This window comes from Xanthomonas populi, from assembly GCF_002940065.1.
Classification (GTDB): domain Bacteria; phylum Pseudomonadota; class Gammaproteobacteria; order Xanthomonadales; family Xanthomonadaceae; genus Xanthomonas; species Xanthomonas populi.
The window spans coordinates 1-1,799 of record NZ_MDEJ01000258.1 but is presented as its reverse complement, the minus strand read 5'-3'; the positions used below and the strand labels follow the sequence as shown (position 1 = coordinate 1,799).

1 pseudogene is annotated in these 1,799 nt (G+C 61.1%); it reads left to right on the top strand.

The window, feature by feature from the left end:
• Positions 1-1,121: 1,121 nt before the first annotated feature.
• Positions 1,122-1,799, top strand: a pseudogene (locus tag XpopCFBP1817_RS20595) (transposase); the annotation flags it as partial.

Sequence of the window (1,799 nt, the reverse complement as noted above, 5' to 3'; positions counted from 1 at the left end):
CTATCAGAAAAGAATTTTCACAAATTCCCGCCGACCCTCATCCTGGGCGGTTCCTCCGCTTCTTACGCATGTCCAGCGCGGCTCTTGGCACGGTGTCCCCTGTGGCCGGGTCTAACACCTCCTTACGCTTTCGCCGGGCCATGATGGAGCCAGGAGCCTGTGAGGGAAGACCGGGGGCAGCCGGCCCCTCGCCCGTGCTGGCGAGAGCCGGCATTAACGTGGCGTGCGTCGACGAACCGACCGACGATGAAGCGGAAGGGGCCCGAGAGTGTCCAACGATATGGGAATAGCTCAATGGATGTGGGGGCGCGATTGCCGGCTGCTCCGGCCGGTTGGCAGCATCCTGCAATGCAGGGGCACTTTCGGCACAGGATGCATCGTCTGGTAGGTTCAGAAAGTCCATCGGGTCAAACGAAAACTCTTCGGACCGCGACAATGCCGGATCCTGCAATGCAGGGGGACTTTCGGCACGGGATGCATCGTCTGGTACGTTCAGGTCAAACGAAAGCTTTCCGGACCGCGACAATGCCGGCGGTGGCGCAGGTGGCACGGACTGCATGGAGGTGGAGGCGCGGTGGAGGTGGTGTTGCTGAGTCTCCTCGATCCGATACGGCGTGGGATCGGCGGGCTGAGCGGGCCGTCTCAACGGAGGTGCCATCTCACCCAACACCGCAAACGCGTCCTGGCCGTGTTGGGTGCGGCGCAAATTGACGGTGTCGGCGATTCCCTGATCAGGCGAGCGGGGATCGGTCCTGGCGTTGTCGATCAGGTTACTGGCGATGCTGGCTGAATGGGATTAAAGAGCGCGCATTCTTGAGTCCTAGTCGTCCTTCCAGAGGAGGCTTGATTTAACCAGTTTTTTGGTAAGCCCCCTGCGGAAACAGCGAAATCATTAGGGCACATTGCGAACATGAGGTGCTGGGGGGCAGCCGTCGCTGCGCCGGCGTCTTGGCCGGCTTGGGGTCGGCGGAAATCCGTAAAAAAGTCTGTGCTGACAGCGAGTTAGGGAAGGTCTGAACAACGCTCCAGGCCGCATGAATTCCAGCATCTTGAGCGACGCTCCCCAGTTTCGAGTAGTGCTCCAGTTTGGAGTCCAATTCCCTACCCCGAGAAGATTGGACGTGAAGAAGCGTTTTTCCGAAGAACAGATCATTGGCTTCCTGCGTGAGGCCGAAGCGGGCTTGGCGATCAAGGACCTGTGCCGGCGGCATGGCTTCAGTGAGGCCTCGTACTCCCTGTGGCGCAGCAAGTTCGGCGGGATGAGCGTGCCCGATGCCAAGCGGCTCAAGGACCTTGAGGTCGAGAACGCCCGGCTGAATAAGTGTTGGCCGAGCAGCTGTTCGAGAACGACCTGATCAAGGATGCGCTACGAAAAAAGTGGTGAGCGCAGCGGCGTGTCGTGCGCTGGTGCGCGAGTGGATGGGGCGTGGCGCCAGCGAGCGTCGCGCCTTGGCAGCGATCGGTATGAGCGCCAGTGCGCTGCGCTACTGCACGCGCGAAGACCGCAACATCGAGCTGCGCCAGCGCATTCTTGCGTTGGCATATCGCCATCGCCGCTATGGCGTGGGAATGATCTATCTCAAACTGCGACAGAAAGGCCGCCTCGTGAACTACACGCGTGTGGAGAGGTTGTACCGCGAGCAGCAGCTGCAGGTCCGGCGCCGCAAACGCAAGAAGGTACCCGTGGGCGAGCGCCAGCCGCTGCTGCGGCCAGCGCATGCCAACCAGGTGTGGTCGATGGACGTCGTATTCGACCGCACTGCCGAAGGCCGCGTCATCAAGTGCCTGGTGATCGTGGA